Genomic DNA, 26,085 nt, shown 5'->3' with positions numbered 1-26,085 from the left:
AACGAATGTCCGTTCTTGACAAGTCGGTGGGCTGTTGCCAGGCTCGAAGTCATAAAGAACGATCATTCGGTTTTATTGCCCGAGGGAGTACCCGCCATGACCACTGAGGCGCACGCGGCCGACCGTCGCCGGCCGCCCCTGATCGCCGTCATCACGCTGCTGACCGCGGTCCTCACCGTGTTCCTGATCGCCTTCGCGTGGCCGGCCGCGCGCTCCGAGCCGCGCAACGTCCCGCTCGCGGTGTCCGGTCCGGCGCCGGCGGTCCAGCAGATCGAGACCGCGCTCGGCCAGGCGGTGCCCGACGGTTTCGAGATCACCGCCGTACCGGACCGGCAGGCGGCGGTGCAGCGGATCGAGGACCGGGAGGCGTACGGCGCGATCGTGCTGGACGCGGCGCAGCCCGAAGTACTGACCGCGTCCGCGGGCGGACCTGCCGTCGCGCAGGTGCTGACCCAGCTGTCCGCCCGGATGTCGCCGGAGAACCCCGCGAAGGTGACCGACATCGTGCCGCTGCCGAAGGACGACCCGCGTGGCGCCGGACTGGCGGCCGGTGCGTTGCCGCTCGTGCTCGGCGGGATCATCGCGGCCGGCGCCCTCACCCAGCTGGTGCGGTCCGGGGCGAAGCGGATGATCGGGGCGATCACCTTCGCGGTCACCGGCGGTCTCGCGCTGGCCGCCGTACTGCAGTACTGGCTCGGCTCGTTCGAAGGCAGCTACCTGGGCAATGCGGGCGTGATCGCGCTGTCGATCGCGGCGATCAGCCTCACTCTGCTCGGCCTCGAGTGGCTGCTCGGTACGGCGGGGCTCGCGCTCGGCGGCGCCGTGATGATGCTGCTCGGCAATCCGCTGTCCGGGATGACCAGCGCGCCCGAGATGCTGCCGACCGGATGGGGCACGCTCGGGCAGCTCCTGCCGCCCGGCGCGGCCGGTACGGCGTTGCGCTCGGTGAGCTTCTTCGACGGCGCCGGGGCCGCGCGGCCACTCGCCGTACTGGGGTGCTGGCTGCTCGCCGGGCTGCTGCTGTGCGGGGTCGGCTCGGTCCGTGCCCGGGGACGCGCCGTACCCGCTCGCCACGAGGCGCCGGCGGTCGCAGCCTGACAAAGTAGGGGTATGACACCGCGGTGACCGGATCGTTACGTCCCGGTCTCCGTGGTGCCGTGCGTTTGGGGCGACAACGTTGTCTGTCAAGCATTGACTTCGGCCGTTCAGGACTCCTACGGTCGCGGGAAAGCCCGCAGGTTTGGGTCGTGGTACCGGGATGACAACGATTGCCCGAAGGTGGACCTGATGATGTCTAGGAAACGTTTCAAGCTGGCAGCCGTCACGAGCGCGCTGCTGCTGGCGGTCACGGCCTGCAGCCAGGGGTCGACGACCAAGCAGCCGGACGCCGGCGGTGCGCAGAGCTCCGGCCCCGCGCACATCAAGATCGCGTACCAGCAGTGGGGTCCGGGCGTGGTGATGAAGAACTTCCTCACCGGCGTGAAGTCCGAGTACGAGGCCGCGAACCCCGGCTCGACGGTCGAGATCCTGCCGATCGTCGCCTCGGAGAACGACTACTACACCAAGCTGCAGCTGATGATGCGGTCGCCGAACACCGCGCCGGACGTGGTCTACGAGGACACCTTCCTGATCAACTCCGACATCACCGCGGGCTACCTGAAGCCGCTGGACGACTACATCAACAAGTGGGACCAGTGGGGCCAGTTCGAGGACACCGCCAAGGGCGCGGCGAAGGCGCTCGACGGCAAGACCTACGGCGTACCGGACGGCACGGACACCCGGGCGCTCTGGTACAACAAGCAGATCTTCGCCAAGGCCGGCCTGCCCGCCGACTGGCAGCCGAAGAGCTGGGACGACGTTCTCAGCGCCGCCCGGACCATCAAGCAGAAGGTCCCCGGCGTGATCCCGATGAACGTGTACTCCGGCAAGCCGATGGGTGAAGCCTCCGCGATGCAGGGCTTCGAGATGCTGCTGTACGGCACGAAGGACTCGCTGTACAACAACGACCAGCAGAAGTGGGTCGTCGGCAGCCAGGGCTTCAAGGACTCGCTGAACTTCATCAAGACGGTCTACACCGAGGGCCTCGGCCCGTCGCCGAAGCAGGCGCTCGACCCGAACATGGGCAGCAAGGTCGGCACCGAACTGCTGCCCGGCGGGAAACTGGCGATCGCGCTGGACGGCTCCTGGATCTACGGCAACTGGCAGAAGACCGGTGCGAAGCCGTGGCCGCAGTGGTCCGAGGTGCTCGGCCAGACCGCGATGCCGACCCAGGACGGCAGCGGCAAGGGCAAGGTCAGCCTCTCCGGCGGCTGGACCTGGGCGATCCCGGCCAAGTCGAAGAACCCGGACGCGGCCTGGAACCTGATCAAGACCCTGCAGACCCAGAAGAACGCGGCCAAGTACGCGACCGAGGGCGCGCAGATCGCGGTCCGCAAGGACGTCGCCTCCGACGCCACCTACAAGAGCTCCTCGAAGAGCACGCAGTTCTTCACCGACTTGGTCTCCGTCACCGTCTACCGCCCGGCGTACGCGGAGTACCCGAAGGTCTCCAACGAGATCATCACCGCGATGGAGGCGGTGATGACCGGACAGTCCTCGATCGACAAGGCCGCGAAGAACTACGACGAAGCGGTCGAAGGCATCGTCGGCAAGGACAAGACGACTTCGGGCCAGTAGCCCGGGCGAAGGAATCTCCCCTGTGACGACGACTGTCGCACCGACGGCCTCGGCTCCCACTCCCTCCGGCAAGACGTCCGGGGGGAGCGGGAAGCCGCGAGCCGCCAAGTTGCTCAAGATGCTGCCGCTGTCGCCGGCCATCGGACTGATGCTGGTCTTCCTGGCCGGTCCGATCATCTACTGCGTGTACGCCGCGTTCACGAACATGGCGCTCACCGGGACCGGCGCCGCGAACGTCAAGTTCGTCGGGCTGGACAACTTCCGCAAGGCGTTCGGCAGCGGCGCGTTCACGAACGCGATCTGGCTGACGCTGGTGTTCACGCTGATCTCGGCGATCATCGGGCAGAACACGCTCGGCCTCGGGCTCGCGCTGCTGATGCGCAAGTCCACCAAGGTGATCCGCAACTTCGTCGGCACCGCGGTGATCGGCGCCTGGGTGCTGCCCGAGGTGGTCGCGGCGTACCTGCTGAGCGCGTTCTTCAACGACGAGGGCACCCTCAACGTGATGCTGCACGCGGTCGGCCTGCCCGGGCAGGACTGGTTGTACGCGGCGCCGATCATCGCGGTGTCGCTGGCCAACATCTGGCGCGGTACGGCGTTCTCGATGCTGGTGTACTCGGCCGCGCTGAGCGAGATCCCCAAGGAGATCGAGGAGTCCGCCGAGATGGACGGCGCGGGCGGCTGGCGGCGGCTGGCGTTCGTGACGCTGCCGATGATCACCCGCGCGATCATGACCAACCTGATGCTGATCACGCTGCAGACGCTGAGCGTGTTCGGCCTTATCTACGCGATGACCCGCGGCGGCCCGGGCACCAAGAGCCAGACGTTGCCGCTGTACATGTACGAGCAGGCGTTCAGCTTCTCGCAGATCGGCTACGGTACGGCGATCGCGCTGGTGATGCTGGCGATCGGCGCGATCTTCTCGCTGATCTACCTGCGTGGACTCAACTCGGAGGCAGCGTGATTGCGCGCGACCGTCTCAGCAAGGTGACGTCGAACCTGATCCTGCTGGCCATTGGTGTGCTGTTCGTGCTCCCGCTGCTGTGGGTGCTGTTCGCGTCGATCAACCGGACCGCGGGGCTGCGGGTCGAGTTCCCGACGCACCCGACGCTCGGGAACTTCAAGGCGGTGCTGAACACCAACACGACGTACCGCCCGGTGCTCAACGGCGTCGTGCTGTGCGGCGGGGCCGCGCTGCTGACGATGGTGTGCGCGGTGCTGGCGGCGTACCCGCTGTCGCGGTTCAAGACGCGCTTCAACCGGCCCTTCCTGCTGACGGTTCTGTTCTGCACGGGGTTGCCGATCACTGCGGTGATGGTGCCTGTTTACGGGCTCTTCGTGCAGCTGAACCTGGTGGACACGCTCGGCGGCACGATCATGTTCATGGCGACTTCGGCGTTGCCCTTCGCGATCTGGCTGACGAAGACGTTCATGGACGGCGTACCGCTGTCTCTGGAGGAAGCTGCGTGGGTCGACGGCGCCGGCAACATGCGCGCGCTGTGGGCGATCGTGCTGCCGCTGATGTGGCCGGGGATCGCGGTCGTGCTGATCTTCACCTTCATCGGCATGTGGGGGAACTTCTTCGTCCCGTTCATGCTGCTGCTGTCGCCCGAACGGCTGCCGGCGTCGGTCAGCATCTTCACGTTCTTCGGCCAGTACGGCGAACCGAACTACGGCCAGCTGGCGGCGTACTCGCTCATCTACACCACCCCCGTCCTCCTCCTCTACCTCCTCCTCAGCCGCAAACTAGGCGGCGCCTTCGCCCTCGGCGGAGCCATCAAGGGCTAACCGGACACCGGCCGAAGGACACCGCTTCGCGGCGGCTGTCTTTGGCCCGGCTCCGCCGGGGTGCGGGGCAGGTGTTGAGCGGTTGAGGTGTTGGTGTCGGCTGCTGTGGCGCGAAGAGGACGCCGCTTCGCGGCGGCTGTCTTTTGGCCGGCTTCGCCGGGGTGCGTGGCAGGTGTTGAGCGGTTGACGTGTTGGCGTCGGCTGCTGTGGAGCGGAAGGACGCCGCTTCGCGGCGGCTGTCTTGGGCCGGCTTCGCCGGGGTGCGGGGCGGGTGTTGGGCGGTTGAGGTGTTGGTGTCGGCTGCTGTGGCGCGAAGGGGACGCTGGTTCGCGGCGGCTGTTGTTTGGCGCGGAACGTGGTGTGCAGCTTGCTGGCGCGGCCGTTGAACATGGGCGCCCCGCCGCGCGGGTGACTGTCCTTCCCGCCTGAGCTATGCGGCGAAGCATGCGCGGTGCGCCGAGTCGTGGGGTTTGGCTGGCTAGGACGACCAGGATCCACGACTCGGCGATCGGGGTGTGCGCCAATCGCCACGACTCGGCGACGGTGTCGGCGGGATGCTGGCCTGACGCTGGAAACGGGCGGAGGCGACGGGGTCGGTTGTGGGGCTGGGTTGGCTGGTGGGCGCGCGTTGCGCGTCGCGGTGCAACGGCGAGCCCAGCGCTTCTCATCTGCCGCGCTACCACCGCACCGCGACGCCACCACCGCACCGCCACAGCGGCTGGCGTCGATTGCCCCTGACGTTCGCCGCGAACTGCGCGCGGCGCCGGAGGCGGCTGATGGACTGTCGTCGCGAAGCGGGTCCTTTCAGCTGTTTGTGTGGGTCGGTGTCGGCTGCTGTGGTGTGGCGGCCGACGCCAAGGACGCCACTGCTCCGCAGCCCTTCCGGCGCGTGCGCGCATGGCGGCGGGCCGCTGGCGGGATGAGCGTCGGCGAGAGAACACCGCTTCGCAGCGCTGTCGTTGGCCGGCCTGGCCGGTGGGCGCGGATCGTGCTGGTGTTACACATAGGTCCGTTGGCCAGCGCACTGGTGCGTGACCCACCGCGGTGAGCGCTTTCGGGCGCGCTACTGCTGTGTCATCGAGCTCGACGCGGAGGCCGTGTGGCGGGGGCGGGCGCTCCCAGGAGATTGCCCAGAGCAACATCTCCGCGACCTCACCACTCTCGCGCACGCCGGGGCGAGGCCGACAGTCACCCTGTAGCGGTGTGCGTCGGCGGCCGTATGACACCCCTGCAGCCGACGCCACCATCAGATGCTCTGCTGGTGCCGGGCCAAGAAGACGTCGCCGCGTGCTGTCGTACATTGCCGAGGACGCGGAGCCGTGGCGCGTGGTGTTTGCTGGTGTGGGCCCACGAATAGCCCACAAAATAAGGGGATTCCGGCTCGGAAATTGTCGGTGGCACCGTCTAGGGTCGGGGGTATGGAACTTCTGGGCGAACGGCCGGCGTGGTCGATGAGTGGCGGCGAACTGCTGTCCACTCTCGACACGCTCGAAGCCGAGCTCGCCCGCCTGGAGGCCTACCGGCTGAGCGTGATCGCCGCCATCGAATCCACCGGGTACGCGCAGGAGCTCGGCGCCCGCGACACCGCCGAACTCCTGCGCTTCCGCTACCGCCTGGACCCACCGGCCGCCCGCCGCACCCTCCGCCTCGCCCAGACCGCCCCGCACTACCCGGCCGTGGCAACCGCCCTCGACCGCACCGCCTCCTCCGCACCCACCGACGCCCCCGACGGCAACCGATCCGACGACAGCCGATCCGACGACGGTGGATCCGACGCCACTGCCGACGGCACCGGCGCGGTTGAGGGCGGGGCTGAAGCTGGCGTGGGTGGTGGGTGGTTGCTGCGTCCGGCGCAGGCGGCCGCGATCGTGTCTCCGCTGGAGCGGGTTCGGTCGCGGGTGCCGGTGGAGCATCTGGACGCGGCCGCGGAGCAGTTGGTCGGGCTGGCCGGTCACCTGTCGCCGGGCGAACTGCGCACGGCCGCCAAGGAGATCGCCGACCTGCTGGACTCCGACGGCCCCGAGCCCGAGGAGCTGAAGGCGTATGAACGGGAGTCCCTGACGCTGTCGGCTGCCGACAACGGGGTGAAGTTCAAGGGCTTCCTGGCCAACGAGAACGCCGAACTGCTGCGCGCCGTCGTCCATGCCGGTGCCCGCCCGCACAAGACCGTCGACGGCGAACACGACCCCCGCGCGCGCGACAAGCGCCAGGCCGACGCGCTGTCGGATGCCTTGAGCATCGCCGCCGCCGTCTGGGACACCACCGCCCCCACCACGGGCCCCACCGCCGGCCCCGCCACGGGCACCGAGGGCGCCGCGGGTACAGGTGGTGCCGCGAGCAGCCCGGGTACAGGTGGTGCCGCGGGCGCCGAGGGCACAGTCGGCGGTGCGGGTACTGCGGGCGCCGAGGGCACAGTCGGCGGTGCGGGTACTGCGGGCGCCGAGGGCACAGTCGGCGGTGCGGGTACTGCGGGCGCCGAGGGCACAGTCGGCGGTGCGGGTACTGCGGGCGCCGAGGGCACGGGTGGTCGGGTGGCTGGGTATGGTGCGAGGGCGACCATCACGGTCACGATCGACTTCGAAGACCTGAAGGCCGCGACCGCGGACGCGATCGGGCGCACCGTCTACAGCGGCGGGCTGTCCGCGGCCACGATCCGGCGGCTGGCCTGTGACGCGAACATCATCCCGCTGGTGCTCGGCTCGAACTCCGAACCGCTCGACGTCGGGCGCCGCGTGCGGCTCGTCACCGGGGCGATGCGCCGCGCCCTGGACGCCCGCGACCGCGGCTGTGTGGTCTGCGGAGCCCCGCCGGTCATGTGCGACGCCCATCACCTGATCTCCTGGATCGACGGCGGCGACACCAAGGTCGACAATCTGGCCCTGCTGTGCCGCCGCCACCACGTCGACCTGCACAGGGGCCGCTGGCAGATCACCATCCTCGACGGCGTCGTCCACGTCACCCGCCCAGCCTGGGCAGAAACACCACTTAGACGCCACCACGGCTACCGCCGACGCGCCGTCGGGCACCCGTCCCCGCCCATCCCCACCCCGCCGACCGCCCCGCCGGCCGACGGCGATCCAGACCTGTCCAGCCCCCACCATTCGAAGTGGCGAGCTGACGAGGCAGCCCTTCAGCAGGCCGCCGACTTCGCGCTGACCGGCTAGCTCAAACACGACAGCCCCCGGCCGCGGGCACGTGGGTGGGGAGGCCGGTGTGGTCCGAGAGGCAGGAGAGGGCGCAGCCTGCCTTGTAGGCGGCCCAGGGGCGTCCGCGGAACAACCAGTGCCGCCAACGCCGGCATCAGATGCTGTGCATGTGCTGCGCACGCACCGAAGGTGGCCAGCAAAAGTGCCGCTGCGGAGCGGAGTCCGTTGGCGTCGGCGCGACGCCAGAGCAGCCGATGCCAACACCCAGATGCTCGCCACGTACTGCGCTCGCCGGCGGAGTCGTCGAGGCTGCCGCCGCGGCGCGGGTTCGTGGGGGCGCAGCACGTCGTGGGAGGCGACGCCGGCAGTAGATGCTCGCCAGGTGCCGTGGTCCGCGGGCCGGGCCGGCCGGTAGGACTGGCGCCGTGGCGCGGTGTTCTTTCGAGGCGGTGGGTTTCAGGGGGTGGTGAGGGTGTGGCGGATGTTCTGCCAGGTGGTGAGTTTTTCGGGGAAAGTGGCGGTCCACTGGGGGTCGGGGAGGCCCTGGGTGTAGCGGGAGAGGGCTATGGGGGCCAGTGCGGGGGCGGAGTCTGGGGCGGCGTCCAGGACCATGGCAAGGCGGATGGTGAAGGTCGTCAGGCGGGTGAGGCGGGAGTGGTCGGGGGTTGCTGCCAGGTCCTTCAGTTGGGTGCGGAGCTGTTTCAGGGTGCGTACGGCGGTGCGGTGTGGCGGTGGGGTGAGGTCGTCGGACGGGATGCCGAGGAGGGCCGCGGCCTCAGGTGACGGCTCGGGCGGAGTTGTCTTGCCGAAGAGGCGGGGCTTGCCGGCTTGGAGGTGGTCGGTGATCTCGGACAGGAGGGTGTCGAGAGCGGCGACAAGCTCGCCCACAGCGCTGTCGGCGGTCTTGCGGCGGTTGGATTCCAGCGCGGTGACGCGGGCGTACTCCGCCTCGACCGCGGCGCGCAGAGTCTCGGGCCACTCGTCGAGTCCGGTCAGCTCCTCGACACGGGGTGCCGACGCGTTGAGGTCGCCCGCGTTCAACGGTTTCGCGCCGGAGCGGGCCGCGTCGATCTCCTCGCCGATCTTCTTCTGTGGTCCCGGAACGATTGAGCTCACACGTCCAGCCTACGCAGGTTCCAGACCGACGGGACCACCAGCGTGACGACGGTGATCAGGACGAAGAGCGCGGCGCCGTACAGTTCGACGGCCTTCGCGCTGATCGCCACCGCGACGTACCCGACGGTGAGCTGGCCGACGGGACCGGCGATGAACGAGCCGAGCATGTCGTACGACGACACGCGCGACAGCTTGTCGATGGGTACGTGCTGGCCGAGCGCGGTCTCCCAGCTGATCCCGAAGATGTCGAAGCCGACGCCGAGGACGAAGGCCGCGATCGCCATCGCCCACAGTTGCGGCAGCAGCGCCAGGCACAGCATCACCGGGACGGTGAGCAGCATGCCGAGCATCCCGATGCGCAGCGGGCGGCGGGGTTTGAGCCGGAGCATGATGATGCCGCTGGCAACGAGTCCGGCGCCGAAGCAGGCACTCACGACACCCCAGCCGGCCCGGCCGAACGTGCGGTCCGCGATCACCGGTCCGAGGACCTGGTAGCAGGCCGTGTAGATCAGGTTGAGCAACGCGAACGCGAGCACGATCACCCAGACCCACTGCCGGGAGACGAACTCGTGCCAGCCTTCGCGCAGATCGGTCACGAGCGAGCTCGCCTGCCGCGTGATCCGTGGGATCCGCAGCCGGAGCAGCAACAGCGCGCCGATCAGGAAGGTGACGCCGTCGACCGCGAGTCCGACGCCGGGGCCGGTCAGGCCGACGATCACACCCGCGACCGCGCCGCCGCCGATCATTGCCGCGGAGCGCGCGAATCCCGAGATCGCGTTCGCCTGCGGGAGTTCGGCGCGGTCCACGATCGACGGCAGGATCCCGGTCATCGCCGGCATCACGAACGCCGCCGCCACCCCGTTCACCGCCTCGATCGCCGCCAACTGCCAGATCGTCGCGTGCCCGGTGAGGACGAGCGTCGCGGCGAGTCCCTGGGTGAGGCCGCTGATCGTGTTGGCCGCGACCAGGACCAGGTGCCGGGGCAGCCGGTCTGCGATCACGCCACCGATCAGCAGGAACACGATGTTCGGGATACTCCGCGCCGCCAGGACGGTACCGACCGCGCCGGCCGAGTGCGACACGTCCAGGACGGCGAACACCAGCGCCACCGGCGCGATCGCCGACCCGAGGATCGAGACGAACCGCGCCGACACGAAAATCCGCACGTCGCGATGCCGCAGTACGGCCAGATCCTGCCGAAACCCCACCGAAGCCCCCTCGACCGACGCGCGAACCCGCAGATCCTACGGGCCGTGCGCGTCAGTCAGCGAGGCGAATACCGAGTTCGACCGCCCACTTCGTCTTGCGCGGTTCGGTCCGCGAGTCGGTCCGGTACGCCTCGTACCGGCAGCCGAAGACGTCGCCGGCCGCGCTCTCGTGCCGGTCGAGGACGAGCCCTTCGGCGGCGGCCCAGTCGAGCAGCGCTCGGTTGGCCCGCAGCGAGTGGTTGCGGTAGGTCAGCGTCGCGTAGCGCCCGGCGGGCAGCGTGCCGGCCCGCACCCGTGCGTCGCCGCGCAGGGGCGCCGGTGTCACCACGCCGACCTCCAGGTCCATCGGTCCGCTCATGTCGATCACGTGCAGGCGAAGGAAGAACGGGCCGGCATCGTCGATCGTCCGGTCGTCCAGCCAGGCGATCAGCTCGTCGAGCAGTTCGTCGCGCTTGCCCAGCATGCCGCGGAACGGCGTCACCACCCGGATTCCGAGACAGTCCCGAGCGGCCCGTTCGACGACCCGGTTCGGCTCCAGCACCTCCATCAGCCACCTCCTGCGACAACTGTGCCACCGAGTTCGGTGTTTCCGGACCGTGCCGGTTCGGCGTACGGTCGGTGGTTGTGAGAGGCCGGGTCTGGGGGATGCGGGGGAGCGTTGCGCTGGGGATCCTGGTGCTCGGGATGGCCGCGGCTGTCGGGGTGGGGCGCTGGGAGCAGGAGTTCGGCGAGCAGAGCGCGGCGGCGCATCTTGTGCTCGAGACCGTCAACGCATGCGTCGCGCTGCTGCTCGCGTTCCTGGTGTACGGGCGCTTCCTGCGGACCTACACGCGACAGGATCTCCTGCTGCTGCAGGGACTGGTCGTCCTCGGTACGGCGAACGCGCTGCTCTGCGTCACGCTCGTCAAGAACAATCCGGCCGGTGCGTTCGGCAACTGGCTACCGCCGGCCTTGCGGATCGTCGGCACCCTTCTGATCGCGGCAGCAGCGCTCGTCCCGGACCGCCTCGCGCGCCGGCACGGCTGGCGGCACTGGGCGCTGGCGCCCGCCGTCGTCGCGATGCTCGTGGTCGGTGCCGTCGTGTACTGGCGGAAGGATTCGCTGTCGGCCGATGCCACCAGCAACGCGTTGCTGATCCCGCAGATCCTCACGCTCGTGTGCTTCGCGGTGGCCGCGGTGGCGTTCACGGTGCAGGCGCGCAGCCGAGACGACGTACTGCTGCGGTGGCTCGGTCCCGCCTGCGCGCTGGGGGCATTCGCGCGTTTGAGCTACCTGCTCTTCCCACCGGAACGCGCCGACCTGCTGTACTCCGGCAGCCTGCTGCGGACCGGCTCGTACCTGCTGCTGCTCATCGCGGCGGGCCGGGAGATCAGCCGGCACTGGGCCCTGCAGGCGGAAACCGCGGTCGTCGAGGACCGGCGACGGGTCGCCCGCGAGATGCACGACGGCGTACTGCAGGAGCTCGGCTACATCCGCTCCGAGATCTCGGGGTTCGCGGCCACCGATCGCTCGCGGGTCGACCGGATCCTCGGCGCCAGCGAACGCGCGATGGACGAGGCGCGGCAGATGCTCGAGGCGCTCGGCCGATCGGACGACGAGCCGCTCGGTCTCGTGCTGCACCGGGCGGTCGAGCAGTTGGCCCAGCGGTACGGCGTGGGGCTCGATCTCGAGCTGGACGAGTCGATCGTTGTCGACCGCCCGCAACGGCACGCGCTGGTGCGAATCGCCCGGGAAGCCGTCCTGAACGCGGTCCGGCATGGCAGGGTGGAACGTGTCAGGGTCGAGCTGGGGCGTGACTCCGAGGGGAGCCACCTGGTCGTCTCCGACAACGGGCCGGGCTTCGACGCGGTCGCCCGGCACGCGGGGTTCGGACTGGTCAGCATGCGGGAACGCGCGGAGGCGCTGCCGGGAACCTTCGAAATCGACTCACGGCCGGGCGAGGGGACGACGGTGAAGATCAGATGGTGACGGGCCGATGACCGCGGATCCGCGCCGGGTGGTGATGGCCGACGACCACCCGCAGCTCCGGGCGCACATCCGGCACGCGCTGGAGGCGGGCGGGTTCGAGGTCTGCGCCGAGGCGGGCACCGGGCCCGAGGCCGTCCGGCTCACCCAGGAGCACCGGCCGGACGTCGTCCTGCTCGACATCCACATGCCCGGCGGCGGGATCCGCGCCGCCGCGGAGATCGCCCGGCTGCTGCCGGCGATCGCGATCGTGATGCTCACCGTCTCGCGCGACGACAGTGACCTGTTCGACTCGCTGCGCGCCGGCGCTTCCGGCTACCTGCTCAAGGACACCGACCCGGACCGGCTGCCGGCCGCGCTGCGCGGGGTGCTGTCCGGTGAGGCCGCGATCCCGCGGTCGCTGGTGGCCCGCATCCTGGACGAGTTCCGGGAGCCGGGCAGACGGCGGCTCGGGCGCCGCTCGCGGCCCGCGAGCCTGCTGAGCTCCCGCGAATGGGAGGTGATGGCCCTGCTCGCCGAGGGACTGACCACGGACGAGGTCGCCAAGCGGTTGTTCCTGTCCCCGACGACGGTCCGGGTGCACGTCTCGTCGGTGCTGCGCAAGCTCCGCGTCAAGGACCGGCAGGCGGCGATCGATCTGCTCCGGGACGACCCGTCCTGACGCCTCCCATGGACCGATCACGAGGGCGGTCTCCCTCCCTACCGCCCTCGCGATTCGGTCTACCCCCCGGAGCCCCACATCCCCCGTGAGCACCGCATGCGGTAACGCTATGTAACGAGACAGGGTCTTGGCCAGGGACCAAGGTCCTTTTGAGCGTTCAAACACCTAAACGCTGCTGAGCGCGGGAGACGGCCCGACCGGCCGCGGGTCGATGCCAAGAGCAACCAGTTTTCGGTTGTCTTTCGTTGTCACCGGTTGTGACAGGCGAGGGCCTGCCGCTCCGGGCCGGAGTTCGCTACCTTTGGGTATTGGTCCTCGATCTGCAGGAGGCTCCGTGAAGATCAACGACGTACTGCGCGGCAAAGGCAACGAGGTCGTCACCATCTCCCCAGAAGCCACTGTCACCGAGTTGCTCGCACTGCTGGCCGACCGCAACATCGGCGCGGTGGTGGTCAGTCCGGACGGATCGTCCGTGGCGGGCATCGTGTCCGAGCGCGACATCGTCCGGCTCTGGAACGGTACGCCGGACGCGGGCGACGTCCGGGTCAGCGCGATCATGACGTCGGAGGTGCACACCTGTACGCCGGACGACCTGATCGACAACCTCATGCGGCTGATGACGGACCGCCGGATCCGGCACGTCCCGGTCGTTGTCGACGGCAACCTTGCGGGGCTGGTCAGCATCGGTGACGTGGTCAAGTCACGGATCGGCGAGCTCGAGTTCGAGAAGGAGCAGCTGTCCAACTACATCAGCAGCTGAGCTGAGCTGCCCCCGGCGGGGCCGGGGGCGGCGCAGTCAGCTCACCTCGATCAGTTCACCGAGATCGAGACCGTCGAGCTGCGGGCGCACGTCCTTGGCTTCGCCGACGACGACCACGAGCAGACCGTCGCTCCCGACGTACCGCCGGTAGGCCTCGGTCGCCTCGACGGCGGTGGTGGCCGCGATGTTCGTCAGGTAGGTGTCGGCGAAGTCGATCGGCACGCCGTTCGCGATGTTGCTGCCGACCTGCTGGGCCACCGAGTCGGCCTGCTCGTAGCGCAGCGGGGCGGTGCGGATCAGGCTGTCCTTCGCCTCCTGCACCTCCTGCTCGGTGAGCCCGTCGCGCGCCTCCAGCAGGATCCGCAGCGCGTCCCCGATCGCGGCGCCGGTCACCTCGGTCCGGACCGCGCCGCCGAGGCTGAACGTCCCGCCCTTGCGAGGCGCCGCGAAGCTGGTCCGGGTCCCGTACGTGTACCCCTTCTCCTCGCGGAGCACGGTGTCCACGCGGGACGTGATGGTTCCGCCGACCACGTGGTTCGCGACCGCGGCCGCACCCCACGCCGGGTCCCGCCGGTCGGGGCCGGCGCAGCCGATCAGCAGCTGGCTCTGCACCGAGCCCGGCCGGTCGACGAGCACGACCCGGTTGCCCGGGAGGTAGATCGGCTCCGGCGTCTCCAGCGCCGTACCGGCCGAGGAGGTCCAGCCGCCGAACGCCTCGTCGATGATGCCGGCCACGTCCACGCCGGTCGCGTCACCGGCGAACAGGATCTCCGCCCGCTCCGGGCCGATGTTCCTGCGGTAGAAGTCGGCGACCTCGACGTTCGTCAGCGGCCTGATCGTGTCCGGCCGGCCCGCGGTCGGCCGGGACCGCCGCGTCGACGGGTCGAACAGGTACGCCGCGAACGCCTCGCGCGCCCGGTACCCGGCGTTGGCCCGCTCCTGGTTGATCTCGCCGAGCCGGATCGTCACGTGCCGCCCGACGTCGGCCTGGTTGAACGCCGGCCGGGTGATCGCCTCGGCCAGCAGCCGCACCGCCGGGGCGAGATGCGATACCGGCACCGAGATCTCGACGTGCAGCGCGTCCGAGCTGACGTCCACGCCGTACGCCGCTCCGTGCCGCTCCAGCGCGGCGGCGAACTCGTTGGCCGAATGCAGCTCGGTGCCCTCGTCGAGGGTCCGCGACATGATCGTCGCGACGCCTTCCAGCTCCCGCGGTTCGGCGATCAGCGGCATCGCGATCGTGACCCGGACGGTGGCGACGTACTGCCCCGGGCGGTCGTAGACGTGCACCGGCGTACCGGTGCCGATCCGGGTGGTGACCGCCTCCGGGAACTTCCACGGACGCGGGGCGCCGACGGCCGGCGGGGTGGTCAGAACCTGGTTCATTCCTGCGCTCCCGACTCCGGTGCGGACTCTTGGCGGCGGTAGGTCACCTGGACGCGGCCCGTGGCGCGGATCCACTTCCGGGCGGCGGCCTGGACCTGCTCGACGGTCACGGCCTGGATCTGGTCGATCCGGGTGTTGATCCGGTTCGCGTCACCGAACAGCAGTGCGTGGTGCGAGATCTCGTCGGCGCGGCCGGCGCAGGTGGCCAGCTGCTCGAGCCAGTCCCGCTCGGCCTGGGCCTGCACCGTGGCCAGCTCGTCCGCGGTGACGCCGTCGGCGGCCAGCTTCTCGATCTCCTCGAGCAGCGCGTCCTCGACCTGCTGCAGGTCGACGCCGTCGGACGCGATCCCGGTCAGGGTCCCGAACGACACACCGCCGATCAGCGGCAGCGCGCCGCCGGACACCGACTGCGCGATCTGCTCGTCGCGGACCAGCCGCCGGTTCAGCCGGCCGCTCTGCCCCGCGGCGAGGATGTCGAGCGCGAGCCCGGCGGCGTCCAGCTCGGGCGTCCCGTCGACGGGCAGCCGGAACATCATCGTGACCAGGTCGGACGGTACGTCGGACACCACGTCGTCGCGCTGGACGCCGGTCATCGGGCCGATCGTCCCGTCCGGCGCGGGCGGCGGCGCGGGGATCGCGGGCAGGTGGCCGAAGTACCGCTTGGCGGCGTCGAACGCGTCGTCCTCGGACACGTCGCCGACGATCGTCAGGACCGCGTTGTTCGGGCCGTAGTACTTCCGGAAGAACGCGTGCACGTCCTCCACCGAGGCCGCGTCCAGGTCGGCCATCGAGCCGATCGTCATGTGCGCGTACGGGTGGCCTTCGGGGAACGCGAGCCGGACGAGTCGCTCGTACGAGTCGCCGTACGGGCGGTTGTCGTACGACTGCCGCTTCTCCTCCTTGACGACGTCGCGCTGGTTGTCCAGGTTCTCCTGGTTGACCGCGTCGAGCAGGTAACCCATCCGGTCCGCCTCGAGCCAGAGCGCGAGATCCAGGCCGCCGCTGGGCAGCGACTCGAAGTAGTTGGTCCGGTCGAAGAAGGTGCTCGCGTTCAGGCTGGCGCCGGCGGTCTCCAGCAGGCTGAAGTGCTGACCGGAGGCGACGTTGCGCGACCCCTGGAACATCAGGTGCTCGAACAGGTGCGCGAACCCGGTCAGGCCCGGCGGTTCGTGGCGCGACCCGACGTCGTACCAGAGGTTGACGGCGACGATGGGGACGGCGCGGTCCGAGCTGACGACGACCCGCAGGCCGTTGTCGAGCGTCTGCTCCGCGATGGGGTACGTCAAGGGCATACCGGCCACCATACGTGGTCGGGAAACCCGTCCGGGGCGGTTGTCGATTCCGGGCCGGGTCACGCATCGGGATGGTGAATGCTGGAACCGGAGCACGACGAGAAAGGTGACCCGTGATGGGCAAGTACCTGGTGATGATCTACGACGACGAGGCGAAGTGGGCCGCGGCCGACCCGTCGGTGGCGGAGCAGAACCACAAGAACCACCTGGCGTTCGCGGAGGCCAACGGGGCCGCGCTGCGCGGCGGCGGCCAGCTCGACTCGAGCACCACCGCGACCTCGATCCGCTCCGACGGCAACGGCGGACACGTCGTCACCGACGGCGTCTTCGCCGAGACCAAGGAAGTGCTGGGCGGGTACTACGTCATCGAGGCGGCCGACCTGGACGAGGCGCTCGCGATCGCCAAGCAGGTCCCGTCGCCGATGGGCGGTGTCGAGGTCCGTCCACTGGTGAACGGTGGCTGATCCGGCCGCGCCGTCAGTTGCAGAGGCCGTCGCGGCGGCCCACTCGACCGAGTGGGCCGCCGTGCTCGCCGCGACCGCGCGGGTCGCCGCGGACCTGGACCTGGCGGAGGACTGCGTCCAGGACGCGTACCTTAAGGCCCTGGTGCACTGGCGGGACCAGGGCGTGCCGCGGCGGCCGGGTGCTTGGCTGACGACGGTCGCCACCCGCCGGGCGCTGGAGCTGCGGCGGCGGGCCGACGTGGCCCGGCGCAAGCTGCCCTTGCTGATGCCCGAGGACGACGTCCAGGACGGCACCTTTCCCGACGATCGCCTGCGGCTGGTGTTCACCTGCTGTCACCCGGCACTCGCCCAGGAGGCACAGATCGCGCTGACGCTGCGCCTGGTGTGCGGGCTGTCGTCGGCCGAGATCGCCAAGGCGTTCCTGGTGAAGGAGACCACGATGCAGGCCCGCATCACCCGGGCGAAGCAGAAGATCTCGCGGTCGGGCATCCCGTACCGGATCCCGAAGGCGCCGGACCTTCCCGAGCGCATCGACGCGGTCCTCGACGTGGTCCACCTCGTGTACGCCGCCGGCCACACGGCCGCTGACGGCGACGGCCTCACCAGAACCGATCTGGGTCGCCGGGGCCTCGACCTCGCCCGGATGATCCGTCTGCTGCTGCCGGACAGCTCGGAGGCCGCCGGGCTGCTGGCGCTGCTGTTGCTCACGCAGGCACGGGAGGCCGCGCGGGTGGCCGACGGCCGTTTGGCGTTGATGGAGGACCAGGACCGCTCGCTGTGGGACCGAGAGCTCATCGACGAGGGACTACGGCTGGTGCCCGAGGCGCTGCGACCGGCCGGGCGGTTCGGGCTGATGGCCGCGATCGCGGCCGTGCACGCGGAGGCCGCACGGTGGGAGGACACGGACTGGTCGGAGATTCTCGGGCTGTACGACGTCCTGCTCGAGCGCTGGCCGTCCCCGGTGGTGGCGCTGAACCGGGTGGTGGCGATCAGCTATGTCGCGGGGCCCGAGGCCGCGCTCGCGCAGCTGCCGGACGATCCGGCGCTGGCGACGTACCCGTATCTGGCGTCGACGCGGGGCGAGTTGCTGTGGCGGTGCGGGCGGATCCATGACGCGCGGGCGGCGTACGAGGAGGCGCTGGCGTTCACCAGCAATGCGGTCGAGGCTGAATTCCTGCAGCGGCGGATCACTCGAGGCGCTTGAGGACCTCGTCGTGCAGGCGGCCGTTGGTGGCGACGGCGTTCGGGCCGTTCGGGCCGGGCACGCCGTCGACGGACGTGAACGTGCCGCCGGCCTCGTCGACGATGATCGCGAGCGCGGCCATGTCGTACAGATTGAGCTCCGGCTCGGCGGCGATGTCGACCGCGCCTTCGGCGACCAGCATGTACGACCAGAAGTCGCCGTACGCGCGGGTCCGCCAGCAGGAGTCCATCAGGTCGGCCCACTGGTTCTTCTTGCCGAGCTTCTCCCAGCCCTTGAGCGAGGCGTACGACAGCGACGCGTCCTCGATCCGGCTGACGTCGCTGACCCGGCAGGGCTGCGACGAGTGCAGCGCGCGGCCGGTCCAGGCGCCGTCGCCGTACGACGCCCACCAGCGCTTGCCGAGCGCCGGCGCGGAGACGACGCCGACGACGACCTGGTCCTCGATCATCAGGCTGATCAGCGTGGCCCAGACCGGCACGCCGCGGATGTAGTTCTTGGTGCCGTCGATCGGGTCGACCACCCAGCGCCGCACACCCCAGCCGCTGGTGCCGTCCTCCTCGCCCACGAACGCGTCCCGCGGCCGCGCCCGGGCGAGCGTCTTGCGCATCACGTCCTCGACCTTCTTGTCCGACTCGCTCACCGGGGTGAGGTCGGGCTTGGTGGCCACGTGCAGGTCGAGCGCCTTGTAGCGGTCCATCGTGGTCGAGTCCGCGTCGTCGGCCAGGATGTGGGCGAGCCGCAGGTCATCCGTGTGCGAAGGCATGCCGGAAGGCTAGCCTGAACGGCAGGTGAACGCTTCGGCCGACCGGGGAACGTTGCGGATCGGTTGCGGCGCCGATTGAACCGAATGCGGTCGTTGAACGTGCCATTAGTGTCTGACCACGTCCTGACGACCGCCGGGAGGCGTCAATGTTCGAGCGGTTCGGTGACCTGCCGCTGCACGTGCTCGTGATCCATCTGACCGTGGTGCTGCTGCCGGTGGCCGCGCTCACCGGGATCGTGTTCGCCGTCGTGCCGCGGTGGCGCCGGGTGCTGCGCTGGCCGGCGCTGGTGCTCGGCGTCGGGACGGTCGTCTGCGCGTACGTGGCGAAGAAAAGCGGCGAGGCGTTCGTGACCGCCGTACCGACGCTCGCGAAGCTGGTCGCGCTGCACGAGAAGCGCGGGAACCTGCTGTTCTGGTACTGCCTGATCTTCGCGGTCGTTGCCGTGGCCGCCTTCCTGCTGCTGCGCGAACGCGACGGCCGGACGGGCACGAGCCGCCCGCTCGAGTTGCTGACGCAGGCCGCCGTGGTCGTGGTCGGCGTACTGGTCATCTGGCAGACCATCCGCACGGGGGACGCCGGCGCCCGGGCGGTGTGGGAAGGACAGCTCCCCAAGTAGCGGGCGATACGCCGTCAGTAGCTGGTCGTCGCGCGGCTGGCCAGCAGACGGCGGAACGACGCGACCCGGTCGGCGTCGGCGCGGCCGTCCGCGACGGCTTCGTCCAGTGCGCAGTCAGGGGCGTCGGCGGCGTGGGTGCAGCCGCGCGGGCAGTCCGCGGCCAGCTCTGCCAGGTCCGGGAAGGCGTGGATCAACTTGTCCGGGTCCACGTGAGCCAGGCCGAACGAACGGATGCCAGGCGTGTCGATCAGCCAGCCGCCGTCCGGCAGCCGGAGTACGACCGTGTTCGTCGACGTATGGCGCCCGCGGCCGGTGACCTCGTTGACGATGCCGACCGCTCGGGCGGCACCGGGGATGATGCCGTTGACGAGAGTGGACTTGCCGACGCCGGAGTGGCCGACCAGGACGCTGGTCCGGCCGCCGAGCTGCTCGCGGAGCTTTGTCAGGTCGCCGCCCTGGTGCGTGGCGACCGACTCGACGCCGAGCGGCCGGTAGATCGAGAGCAACGGGTCCGGATCGGCCAGGTCGGTCTTGGTGAGGCAGAGCAGCGGCCGCATGCCGGCCTCGAACGCGGCGACCAGGAACCGGTCGATGAGTCCGGTCCGGGGCTCCGGGTTGGCGACCGCGACGACGATCACGAGCTGGTCGGCGTTCGCCACCAGCGGGCGCTCGACCGGGTCGTCGTCATCGGCCGAGCGGCGCAGCAGCGTCGTCCGGGGGAGCACCTCGACGATCCGCGCGAGGGTGCCTTCGTCGCCGCTGGCGTCGCCGTCGAGCTTCACCCGGTCACCGACGATCACGCCGGTACGGCCGAGCTGCCGGGCCTTCATCGCGGTCACCTGGCGGTCGTCGACCCAGCAGGTGTACCGGCCGCGGTCCCGGGTGATGACGAAGCCTTCGGCCGCGTCGTCGTACGAGGGGCGGTCCTTGGTCCGCGGCCGTGTGCGGCGCTTGGGCCGGTCGTACCGGGCCTCCTCGTCGTACCGCGACATCAGCCGGCGAGCTCCGACCAGAGCTGGGGGAACTCGGGCAGGGTCTTCGCCGTGGTGCCGATGTTCTCGATCAGCAGGTCGTCGACGAGCAGGCCGACGACGGCGGCGGCGTGCGCCATCCGGTGGTCGGCGTAGGTGTGGAAGAGCCCGCCGCGCAAGGGCTTCGGCCGGATCACCAGACCGTCCTCGAGCTGCGTGACGTCGCCGCCGAGCGCGTTGAACTCGGTCTCGAGCGCCGCCAGCCGGTCGGTCTCGTGGTTGCGCAGGTGCGCGATGCCGCGCAGGTACGACGGCCCGTCGGCGAACGCGGCCACCGCGGCAATCACCGGGGACAGCTCGCCGACCTCGCTCAGGTCGAGGTCACAGCCCTGCACGCGGCCCGTTCCGCGGACCGTGAGCCCGTCCTCGGTCCGGGTGACCGAGGCGCCGAAGCGGGTGAAGATCTCCGGCAGCTGACCACCGGGCTGGGTGGTCTCCGCCGGCCAGCCGGTCACCGTGACCGAGCCGCCGGTGACAACGGCGGCGGCCAGGAACGGCGCCGCGTTCGACAGGTCCGGCTCGATCGCCGTGTCCAGCGCGTGAATGGGGCCGGGAGCAACCACCCACCGGTTCGGCTCCGCGTCGTCGACCTGGACGCCGCGCTCGCGCAGCATCGCCACCGACATGTCCAGGTGCGGCTGCGAGGGCACCGGCTTGCCGTCGTGGCGGATGTCGACGCCCTCGTCGTACCGTGCGCCGGCCAACAGCAGAGCGGACACGAACTGGCTCGACCCGGAGGCGTCCAGCGTCACCTTGCCGCCCCGCACCGAACCGATGCCCGACACGGTGTAGGGCATCCGGCCGGTGCCGCCGTCGTCGATCTGTACGCCGAGGCTGCGCAGCGCGTCCAGGATGACGCCCATCGGCCGCTCTCGTGCGTACGGGTCGCCGTCGAAGGCGACCAGCCCGTCGGCCAGCGCGGCCACCGGCGGAACGAACCGCATCACGGTGCCGGCCAGGCCGCAGTCCACGGTCGCCGGGCCCTTGAGCGAGCCCGGGGTGACGGTCACCGTCGTACCGCTGTCGGTGCTGTGCTTTTCTGTGATGGCGACGCCGAGGGAGACCAGGGCGGACCGCATCAGGGCGGTGTCGCGGGCCGCGAGCAGACCGGTCAGGTGTGACGGGCCGTCCGCGATCGCGGCGAGGACGAGCGCACGGTTGCTGATCGACTTCGATCCGGGCACCGTGACCGTGCCCGTCACTGCTCCCGCCGCCCGCGGCGCCGCCCAGCCCTGCTGCTCCGTCATGCCACTCCTTCGGCTCGTCCGTCCAGCTCCGAGCCTAGGGCATCGGCCCGCGCCGGCCGTGCCGGGAGCGTCAGCCGAGATGCAGCTCCGCCTTCGCGAGTTTCGCGGCGTGCTTGGCCTCGCGGGCCAGGTCCTTCGCCTCCCGCTTGGCGGCCTTGGCGCCGCGCTTGGTCTCTCGCTTCGCAGCCTTCGCGCCGTGGCTCGCCCGCCACGCCACGCCGGGCTTGCCCTCGGTGTCGACCGCGGCGAGCAGCAGACCGCCCAGCAGACCCAGGTTCTTCATGAACTGGATCCGCTGCGCCTGCCGGGACTCCTTGTCCTTCATCTGCCAGAACGGGTGCCCGGCGACGGTCACCGGCAGCAGCGTGGCCGCGAGCGTGGCCGCGCCGAGCCGCCGGCCCTTGCCGGTCGCGAGCGCGAGGCCGCCGACCACTTGCACGGCCCCGTTCAGCCGGACCAGGTTGACCGTGGTCTCCGGGATCCGGTCGCTGACCTGCGGCGGGGCGACCTTCTTCACCATCGGCACGAGCCGGTCCGTCACCGGCTGGGCCTTGGGCACGAGCGGCTCGGGGTTGCGGATCGAGTTCGCACCCTGGACGACGAAAATCATGGACAGCAACGGCCTGGCCAGTGCGCGCACGACAGTCATGCCTCCTTCATACACCAAGACATATACGGGAGTTGTGTAACTCCCGGTACCCAACTGTCAGAGCGCGCAGCCGTCCGGGCCGCAAGTCGCGTCGTCGCCGGCAGCCGGGGCGGTGATGAGGGTGACCGGCCCGCGGGCCCGGCTGAGTGCTTCCTTGAAGACCTCGACGGGGTGGGCGCCGCTCACGCCGTACTTCTCGTCGATGACGAAGAACGGTACGCCGTTGGCGCCGTACGCCAGGGCCTGCGCCTGGTCCGCCGCGACCTCCTCGGTGTACGTCGTACCGGCGAGGACCTCACGCACACGGTCGGCGGGGAGGCCGACCTCTGTGGCCAGCTCGGTCAGCGTGGCGTGGTCACCGACCGGGAGGCCGTCGGTGAAGTAGGCCTTGAGCAGACGCTCCTTGAGGCGGCCCTGCGTGTCAGCGGGAACCTCACCGGACGCACCGAGGTCGTGAGCCAGGTGCAGGAGGCGGTGCGCGTCGACGGTGTTGACCGGCTTCGCCTGGTCGAGGTGGTACTCCAGTCCGACCTCAGCCGCCACCTCGGTGACGTGGGCGTTCGCCTGGAGACCCCACTCGCGGCCGCGGCCGTACTTCTCACCCAACCGGGTCGCCAGGTCCCGCGGGTCGTCGTTCGTCGACGAGGGGTCGAGCTGGAAGCTGTGCCAGACGATCTCCGCGGTGTCGCCGCTCTCGGCGAGGGCCTGCTCGAGCCGCCGCTTCCCGATGTAGCACCACGGGCAGACGACGTCGGACCACACATCAATGCGCATAACTGTCCGCAACTGACCGCTTTGTGGACCTATTCCCAACCAGCCAGCGGTGTGACGCGTCTGACGCTCCATGGACGAAGAGCTGGTGCGGACCCTGTTGGGCGAGCAATACCCGGATCTCGCGGATCTGCCGCTCAAGGAGGTCATCGGCGGCTGGGGCAACCAGATGTGGCGCCTGGGCGACGACCTGGCCGTGAGGCTGCCCCGGCACGCCGGCGCCCCCCAGGTGCTCCACAGAGAACACCGGTGGCTGCCTGACCTCGCCGACCAGCTGCCGTTGCCGATTCCGGTCCCGCGGCATCTCGGCGCTCCGTCGGACCGCTTCCCGCGGACCTGGCTGGTCACCACCTGGGTGCACGGGGAACCCGCGGACCACGCACCGATCAGCGATCCGGCGGCGGCCGACGTACTGGCCGGGTTCCTGCACGCGCTGCACACCGGGGCACCGGCCGACGCGCCGGTCAGTGAGCGATCGACGCTACCGGCGAGCCCGGGCTTCGACGAGGTCCAGGCGTCCGTCGGGCGCGTCGACGAGATCCGCGCGGTCTGGGAGGACGCGCTCGCCGCGCCGCGGTGGGACCGGGCGCCGGTGTGGCTGCACGGCGACCTGCACCCGGCGAACGTGGTCGTTGCCGACGGCATGCTCGCCGGCGTGGTGGACTTCGAGGAGCTCGGCGTCGGCGACCCGGCGAACGACGTCGCCGCCGCCTGGATCCTGCTCCCTGAGCCCGAGCGCTTCCTCGCGGCGTACGGCACCGACGAGGCGACGGTACGGCGGGCACGCGGCTGGGCCGTGACGCGGGCGCTGTTCCTGATCGCGATGGGTATCAACGGCGAGAAGGGCATCCCCGGCGGCAAAACCCACTGGGGCCCGATCGGCCACGCGGCCCTCGACCGGCTGCTCTGACGTCGGGTTCTAGAATCGCTCGCTGGAACGGGAGGAGGGCCAGCGGGCGTGCGTGACGAGTTGGCGGGGCAGCTGGGACAGCTGCGCGACCTCACCGGTCGCAGCCTGCGTGAGCTCGCTCGTGACATCAACGCCAGCAGCTCTTCGCTGTCGCGGTACTTCGCCGGCCAGGCCGTCCCGCCGTGGCCGACAGTCGTCGCGCTCTGCAAGGTGGCCGGCCGCGACCCCAGACCGCTGCGTGAGGTGTGGGAACGCGCCAAGGACGCGCCACAGACGAAGCAAGCCGTCGCGCTGCAGGTCCGCAACGACTTGCCGCACGATGTCTCCGCCTTCACCGGTCGCCGCGCCGAGTTGGCCCTGCTCGTCGACGCGGCCCGCAGTACGTCGCTCGTGGCGATCGACGGCATGGGTGGAGTGGGCAAGACCGCGCTCGCCGTCCATGCCGCACACCTGCTGACCCCGGACTTCGCGGACGGGCAGCTGTATCTGGATCTTCACGGCTTCACGCCTGGGCGAGAGCGTCTCGACCCCGTGGAGGCGTTGCGGGTCCTTCTGGGCGCCCTCGGACTGCCGCCTGCCCGGATTCCCGACGGGCTCGCCGAGCGGGCCGCGCTCTGGCGGTCGGAGCTGGCCACGCGGCGCGCGATCGTGCTGCTCGACAACGCCGCCGATGCCGAGCAGGTCGGTCACCTGCTGCCCGGCGCCGGCCGGAGCTTCGTCGTCGTCACCAGCCGGCGGCGCATGGTCGAGCTCGACGGCGTCCAGCCGATCTCGCTCGACGTCCTGCCCGGCGAGGAGGCGGCCCAGCTCTTCGTCGAGTCCGCCGGTGGCACCCGGCCCGGTGACGTGGCCGAGGTGCTGCGGCGGTGCGGCAACCTGCCGCTCGCGATCCGGGTCGCAGCCGCGCGGCTCCGGCACCGGCCCGCGTGGACTCTCGACACCCTGGTGGAGCGCCTGCGCGACGGCGACCTCACGGTGTCGGAGGTCTTCGAGATGTCGCTGCGGCAGCTTGACCCCGCGCAGCGGCGGATGTTCCGACTGCTCGGACTGGTACCAGGTGAGGACATCGACGCGTACGGCGCGGCCGCGCTGGCCGGAATCCCGCTGCCGAACGCGCGGTCGCTGCTGGAGGACCTGGTCGACGTCCACCTCGTCCAAGAGCCCGCGGCGGGCCGGTACCGGATGCACGACCTGTTGCGGCAGGTGGCCCGCGCCGACGACCCGACGGCCGATCCGGTGCCGGCGATCACGCGTTTGGGCGACTATTACCTGAGCGGCCTGCTGGCCGTGAAGCAGCTGATCCTGGTCCTGTTTCCGCTGCCGGTCACCGTGTCACAGCCGCCGCCTGCGCTGCCTGATCTGTCCAGCCACGACAGCGGCGTCAGGTGGATGGATACCGAGTGGGACAACCTCACCTCGACGCTCGCGCTCGCTGCACAGCTGCGGATCGACTTGGTAGCCGTGGGCCTCGGGCAGCTCGCCACGATCGCTCATACGCGCCGTGGTGGCTCTGCGCAGTTGTACGAGGCGTTGGTGGCCAGTCTGCCCGCGGCCGAACGGCTGGGTGATCGCCGGGTGCTTGCCTCGCACCACTACTTGCAGGGCGTGCTGCAGATGCGCATGGGCCGGTTGACCGACGCCGACCGCGAACTGCGGACCGCCCGCGCGCTGATGGCCGCTGAAGGCGATGGCGTCGGTGAGGCGATGGCCCTCTTCCAGCTAGGGGAGCTGCACGAGTACGACGACACAGCCGGCGCCGTAGAGCTTCTGGAACAGGCAGTCGCCATGCTGCCGGCTGACGAGTCGGCCGTCCGGGGACGCATACGCTGCACGCTCAGCCACGCGCTCGTGCGGCTCGGGAAGTACGAAGCGGCACGTGAGGTCGCAGCCGACGTACTCGAGACCGCTGATCGCCAGACGGCAAGGATGTGCCTGGACGTGCTGGGTCGGGCAGCCCTGGGCCTGGGCGATGCGCAGGGCGCGCTCGACTACGCGGAGCAGGCCGTTGCGATCAGCCAGGCGACCGGGCATGCGCTCTTCGAGGCGAACAGCCTCACGGACGTGGCGATCGCCCTGCTTCACCTTGGCCGCGCCGAGGACGCTGAAGCCAGGCAGAGCGACGCTGTGCGGATTCTCGAGGAGGCCGGTGAACCCGATCGACTCGTCCGGGCCCACCTCCCGTACGCCAGGGCATGCGGGGCGGTCGGCGACCGCGACAGCGCGGCACGGTACTTCCAGGAGGCGTTGGAGCTCGCCACGGCACACGGCCTCGAGTATCTGGTGCCTGAGGCGCGGGCGGGTCTCGTCTCCTGAGTGTCCCGTCCCGTCCCGGGACACCGTCGGCACAGCCCCGGGCCGCCGGTGAACTCGCAGGTCAGGGCGTGACAGCCGGCAGCCGGCCTGTCCCGGGAGGCGTTCCGCGGATTGTCCG

General features: G+C 70.3%; 23 protein-coding genes. 13 read left to right on the top strand and 10 right to left on the bottom strand.

Annotated features, from left to right (window positions below; all coding sequences use genetic code 11):
* Window positions 1–96: 96 nt before the first annotated feature.
* From AB0L64_RS33765 to AB0L64_RS33745, 5 genes are all read left to right on the top strand, one after another.
* Window positions 97–1,098, top strand: coding sequence for a hypothetical protein (locus tag AB0L64_RS33765; RefSeq protein WP_363716846.1), 1,002 nt, complete (start codon window positions 97–99; stop codon window positions 1,096–1,098).
* Window positions 1,099–1,290: 192 nt separating this feature from the next.
* Window positions 1,291–2,676: an extracellular solute-binding protein gene (locus AB0L64_RS33760; RefSeq protein ID WP_363716844.1), complete on the top strand. Its 1,386-nt coding sequence runs from the start codon at window positions 1,291–1,293 to the stop codon at window positions 2,674–2,676.
* Window positions 2,677–2,698: 22 nt separating this feature from the next.
* Complete coding sequence (locus tag AB0L64_RS33755) at window positions 2,699–3,640, top strand: sugar ABC transporter permease (RefSeq protein WP_355698733.1); 942 nt, start codon at window positions 2,699–2,701, stop codon at window positions 3,638–3,640.
* The gene (locus AB0L64_RS33750) at window positions 3,637–4,464 is read left to right on the top strand and encodes a carbohydrate ABC transporter permease (RefSeq protein ID WP_363716841.1); all 828 of its coding nucleotides are present in this window, start codon (window positions 3,637–3,639) and stop codon (window positions 4,462–4,464) included. Before AB0L64_RS33755 ends, AB0L64_RS33750 begins: the two co-directional genes overlap by 4 nt.
* A gap of 1,418 nt (window positions 4,465–5,882) precedes the next feature.
* Window positions 5,883–7,628, top strand: a complete 1,746-nt coding sequence (locus AB0L64_RS33745) for a DUF222 domain-containing protein (RefSeq protein ID WP_363716839.1) — start codon at window positions 5,883–5,885, stop codon at window positions 7,626–7,628.
* Between the two features lie 438 nt (window positions 7,629–8,066).
* Here AB0L64_RS33745 and AB0L64_RS33740 read toward each other — a convergent pair whose 3' ends face one another.
* The 3 genes from AB0L64_RS33740 to AB0L64_RS33730 are packed head-to-tail and all read right to left on the bottom strand — an operon-like array spanning window position 8,067 to window position 10,481.
* Complete coding sequence (locus AB0L64_RS33740) at window positions 8,067–8,726, bottom strand: hypothetical protein (protein ID WP_363716837.1); 660 nt, start codon at window positions 8,724–8,726, stop codon at window positions 8,067–8,069.
* Complete coding sequence (locus AB0L64_RS33735; RefSeq protein WP_363716835.1) at window positions 8,723–9,934, bottom strand: MFS transporter; 1,212 nt, start codon at window positions 9,932–9,934, stop codon at window positions 8,723–8,725. Before AB0L64_RS33735 ends, AB0L64_RS33740 begins: the two co-directional genes overlap by 4 nt.
* Before the next feature lie 52 nt (window positions 9,935–9,986).
* The gene (locus tag AB0L64_RS33730) at window positions 9,987–10,481 is read right to left on the bottom strand and encodes a GyrI-like domain-containing protein (protein ID WP_363716833.1); all 495 of its coding nucleotides are present in this window, start codon (window positions 10,479–10,481) and stop codon (window positions 9,987–9,989) included.
* A 98-nt stretch (window positions 10,482–10,579) separates the two neighbouring features.
* Here AB0L64_RS33730 and AB0L64_RS33725 point away from each other — a divergent pair, with 98 nt between their 5' ends.
* The 3 genes from AB0L64_RS33725 (at window position 10,580) to AB0L64_RS33715 (ending at window position 13,320) form a co-directional block, all read left to right on the top strand.
* Entirely contained in the window at window positions 10,580–11,902 is a 1,323-nt protein-coding gene (locus AB0L64_RS33725; protein ID WP_363716831.1) for a sensor histidine kinase, read from the top strand.
* A 7-nt stretch (window positions 11,903–11,909) separates the two neighbouring features.
* Complete coding sequence (locus tag AB0L64_RS33720) at window positions 11,910–12,560, top strand: response regulator transcription factor (RefSeq protein WP_359925365.1); 651 nt, start codon at window positions 11,910–11,912, stop codon at window positions 12,558–12,560.
* A 334-nt stretch (window positions 12,561–12,894) separates the two neighbouring features.
* Window positions 12,895–13,320 carry a CBS domain-containing protein gene (locus tag AB0L64_RS33715; RefSeq protein WP_355698750.1) on the top strand — a complete coding sequence of 142 codons (426 nt, stop codon included), beginning with the start codon at window positions 12,895–12,897 and terminating at the stop codon, window positions 13,318–13,320.
* 36 nt (window positions 13,321–13,356) lie between these two features.
* On the opposite strand, the gene AB0L64_RS33710 is transcribed toward AB0L64_RS33715, so the two are convergent.
* The gene (locus AB0L64_RS33710) at window positions 13,357–14,706 is read right to left on the bottom strand and encodes a pitrilysin family protein (RefSeq protein ID WP_363716828.1); all 1,350 of its coding nucleotides are present in this window, start codon (window positions 14,704–14,706) and stop codon (window positions 13,357–13,359) included.
* Window positions 14,703–15,998, bottom strand: coding sequence for a pitrilysin family protein (locus tag AB0L64_RS33705; protein WP_363716826.1), 1,296 nt, complete (start codon window positions 15,996–15,998; stop codon window positions 14,703–14,705). Before AB0L64_RS33705 ends, AB0L64_RS33710 begins: the two co-directional genes overlap by 4 nt.
* A gap of 116 nt (window positions 15,999–16,114) precedes the next feature.
* Here AB0L64_RS33705 and AB0L64_RS33700 point away from each other — a divergent pair, with 116 nt between their 5' ends.
* Complete coding sequence (locus AB0L64_RS33700) at window positions 16,115–16,462, top strand: YciI family protein (protein ID WP_363716824.1); 348 nt, start codon at window positions 16,115–16,117, stop codon at window positions 16,460–16,462.
* Window positions 16,455–17,666, top strand: a complete 1,212-nt coding sequence (locus AB0L64_RS33695; RefSeq protein ID WP_363716822.1) for a DUF6596 domain-containing protein — start codon at window positions 16,455–16,457, stop codon at window positions 17,664–17,666. The genes AB0L64_RS33700 and AB0L64_RS33695 overlap by 8 nt, the downstream gene beginning before the upstream one ends.
* Here the strand turns inward: AB0L64_RS33695 and hisN are convergent.
* Window positions 17,650–18,429, bottom strand: a complete 780-nt coding sequence (hisN, locus tag AB0L64_RS33690) for a histidinol-phosphatase (protein WP_355698758.1) — start codon at window positions 18,427–18,429, stop codon at window positions 17,650–17,652. The two genes, AB0L64_RS33695 and hisN, sit on opposite strands and share 17 nt — an antisense overlap.
* Window positions 18,430–18,575: 146 nt before the next feature.
* On the opposite strand from hisN, the gene AB0L64_RS33685 reads away from it, so the two are divergent.
* Window positions 18,576–19,046: a DUF2231 domain-containing protein gene (locus AB0L64_RS33685; protein WP_363716819.1), complete on the top strand. Its 471-nt coding sequence runs from the start codon at window positions 18,576–18,578 to the stop codon at window positions 19,044–19,046.
* Between the two features lie 14 nt (window positions 19,047–19,060).
* Here AB0L64_RS33685 and rsgA read toward each other — a convergent pair whose 3' ends face one another.
* The 4 genes from rsgA to AB0L64_RS33665 form a co-directional block, all read right to left on the bottom strand.
* On the bottom strand, window positions 19,061–20,038 hold the full coding sequence (rsgA, locus tag AB0L64_RS33680; RefSeq protein ID WP_363716817.1) for a ribosome small subunit-dependent GTPase A: 978 nt from the start codon (window positions 20,036–20,038) through the stop codon (window positions 19,061–19,063).
* A complete protein-coding gene (gene aroA, locus AB0L64_RS33675) occupies window positions 20,038–21,324 on the bottom strand; it encodes a 3-phosphoshikimate 1-carboxyvinyltransferase (RefSeq protein WP_363716815.1) in 1,287 nt (428 codons plus the stop codon). Before aroA ends, rsgA begins: the two co-directional genes overlap by 1 nt.
* Before the next feature lie 70 nt (window positions 21,325–21,394).
* Window positions 21,395–21,973, bottom strand: a complete 579-nt coding sequence (locus AB0L64_RS33670) for a DoxX family protein (RefSeq protein ID WP_363716813.1) — start codon at window positions 21,971–21,973, stop codon at window positions 21,395–21,397.
* A 57-nt stretch (window positions 21,974–22,030) separates the two neighbouring features.
* Window positions 22,031–22,747, bottom strand: a complete 717-nt coding sequence (locus AB0L64_RS33665) for a DsbA family oxidoreductase (RefSeq protein ID WP_363716811.1) — start codon at window positions 22,745–22,747, stop codon at window positions 22,031–22,033.
* 85 nt (window positions 22,748–22,832) lie between these two features.
* On the opposite strand from AB0L64_RS33665, the gene AB0L64_RS33660 reads away from it, so the two are divergent.
* Together AB0L64_RS33660 and AB0L64_RS33655 are read left to right on the top strand one after the other, a co-directional pair.
* Window positions 22,833–23,654, top strand: a complete 822-nt coding sequence (locus AB0L64_RS33660) for an aminoglycoside phosphotransferase family protein (protein WP_363716809.1) — start codon at window positions 22,833–22,835, stop codon at window positions 23,652–23,654.
* A gap of 48 nt (window positions 23,655–23,702) precedes the next feature.
* The gene (locus AB0L64_RS33655; protein ID WP_363716807.1) at window positions 23,703–25,967 is read left to right on the top strand and encodes a tetratricopeptide repeat protein; all 2,265 of its coding nucleotides are present in this window, start codon (window positions 23,703–23,705) and stop codon (window positions 25,965–25,967) included.
* Window positions 25,968–26,085 lie beyond the last annotated feature (118 nt).

Origin of the sequence: Kribbella sp. NPDC051936 (genome assembly GCF_040680955.1) — a bacterium.
GTDB lineage: Bacteria > Actinomycetota > Actinomycetes > Propionibacteriales > Kribbellaceae > Kribbella.
This window is presented reverse-complemented; position numbering and strand designations above follow the sequence as displayed.